This window comes from Micromonospora sp. 4G55, from assembly GCF_016803375.1.
On record NZ_JAEVHN010000872.1, the window covers coordinates 1 to 2195 of the forward strand.

At 75.2% G+C, this 2195-nt stretch carries 2 protein-coding genes and 1 pseudogene; 1 reads left to right on the forward strand and 2 read right to left on the reverse strand.

Translation table 11 applies throughout. From position 1 onward, the window contains the following. Both JNW89_RS35475 and JNW89_RS37920 read right to left on the reverse strand, forming a co-directional pair. The coding region (locus tag JNW89_RS35475; RefSeq protein WP_238452343.1) for an ABC transporter ATP-binding protein at window positions 1-530 on the reverse strand (530 nt) is incomplete at its 3' end. 784 nt (window positions 531-1314) lie between these two features. Further along, window positions 1315-1470, reverse strand: a complete 156-nt coding sequence (locus JNW89_RS37920) for a hypothetical protein (RefSeq protein WP_306344951.1) — start codon at window positions 1468-1470, stop codon at window positions 1315-1317. A 137-nt stretch (window positions 1471-1607) separates the two neighbouring features. Between JNW89_RS37920 and JNW89_RS37925 the strand changes: the two are divergent. Then, a pseudogene (locus tag JNW89_RS37925) lies at window positions 1608-2195 on the forward strand (hypothetical protein); the annotation flags it as partial.

Sequence of the window (2195 nt, forward strand, 5' to 3'; positions counted from 1 at the left end):
GTCGGCTCGTCGAGCAGCAGCACCTTCGGGTCCAGGGCGAGGGCGATGGCCAGCTCCAGGGCGCGCTTGCGCCCGTACGCCAGCGCCTCGGCCGGGGCCTCGGCCAGCGCGCCGAGCCCGACCATGTCCAGCAGTTCGTCGGCCCGCTCCCGGTAGCGGCCCATCAGCTTGGCCGACCGCCAGAACCGCCAGCCGAGCCCGCTCGGGCTCTGCAACGCCAGCTCGACGTGCTCGCGGGCGGACAGCTGCGGGAACAGGCTGGTGATCTGGAACGAGCGGGCCACCCCGAGCCGGGCCACCTGCTCCGGGGGCAGGCCGGTGACGTCCCGGCCGTCCAGCTCGATCCGACCCTCGGTCGGCGGCAGGAAGCCGGTGAGCAGGTTGAACAGGGTGGTCTTGCCGGCGCCGTTGGGGCCGACGAGCGCGTGCACGCTCTCCGGGGCGATGTCGAGGTCGACGTGGTCGACCGCACGGAAGCCCCGGAAGTCACGGGTCAGCCCGCGCGCCGACAGGAGCGCTTGCCCGGCCATCGCCTCATCCTCCGCAGGTCACTGGCGACGGCCGGGTCGGTGACCGGGGTCACAGGGCCGTCGCGTGGAGGAAACCTACGGGGAACGGCCGGAGTGCAGCCATGTCGGTCCGCCACACTTTCCGGCCGGTCGGCGCGGGGTCGGTCGACATGAGCGCCGCTCGGGAGCGGCCCGGAGGGGATTGACGGGCGTGAGCGGATGGTCTGGGAAACCGCTCCCATGTGGTCGGGCCACCTGCCCCGGCCGCACGCGCGGACCCGGGGCCGCACCCGGTGCGGCGGTCGAGCTGGGCCAAGGCGTCGGGACGGCCGCCCGGGCCGCCGGGTGTCGACACGGGCGGTGGGAGGACCGCACCGCCCGCCGGTGGCCAGGAGCGGGCGCGGCAACTCCTTACCGAACGGTGACGCCCGGCCCGGGGGCCGATCGACGGGCGCCGGCTCGGCCGTACGTCCCGACGTGACCCGCGCGGCCCGCCCGACCGGGTCGTCCCCACGGAAAGGGATGTGATGAAGGCTTTCAGCAGGCGGACCCGCCGCCGGGATCTGACGATCCTGGTGGCGGTCCTGGCGGTCTCCGCCGTCGCCACCGTGTCGACCACCATCGCGGTCAGTTCCCGCAACCACCACGCGCACGCCGACACGCAGCCGCAGTCGGTTGTCCTGATCACGGACGTCGCGCCGAACGTCCGGGTGCCGCGACCCGCGCCGGGCGCCGCGACCGGGGTGTTCAGGGTCGAGTGCGGGACCAACGGCAACCGGAAGTTCAGCCCGGACAACCCGGTGGCTCAGCCGGGGGTGAAGAACGGCGCCCAGCACGTGCACGACTTCGTCGGCAACCTCTCCGCCAACGCGGACTCCACCGATGAGAGCCTGGCCGCGTCCGGCACCACCTGCCGTAACGGCGACCGGTCCTCGTACTTCTGGCCGGTCGTCCGGATCATCGACGCGCCGGTGCGGGCCGGGGACGCGCCCGCGCCGGAGACCGGGCGGATCGGGTGCCCGACCGTGCGGGACAGGCTGCCGGCCGTGCCGGCCGGCGCGACCCGCGCCGGAGACCGGGCGGATCGGGTGCCCGACCGTGCGGGACAGGCTGCCGGCCGTGCCGGCCGGCGCGACCGCCGAGGTCGCCCGCGAGTTGGACCTGCTCGACCGGGAGCTCGCCGAGGCCAACCGGCGGCTGGCCGCCTCGGCGGGCCGGGGCGACGCGACGTCGGTGGACAACGCGATCCTCGGGCCGCTGCGGGCCCGGCGCGTCGCCGCCCTCGACAGGATCGCCGTCGCCGTCGCCCGCGGCGGCGGGGACCGTCCGAGCGGGCTGGTCTCGATGGCGGACTGCGAGTTGAGCTTCGACGGCGCGCACGCCGGACACGGTGGCCACGAAACGACCGGCAGCGGCGGCCCCGCCACCACACCGACGCCGGGCGCGGTGACCGGCGGTGCAGCCACGCCGACGGTGGACTGCCCCAGCGTGCGGGACCGGTTGCCCGGGATTCCGACGTCGGCGTTGGACGAGGTGAACCGCAACCTGACCCTGCTGGACACGCAGCTCGCCGAGGCGAACGAACGGCTGGTCACGCGCCGGGTCAGGGCGGAGCGGCGTTCGTGGACAACGCCATCCTGGCCCCCCTGCGGGCTCGGCGCGTCGCCACCCTCGACCGGATCGCCA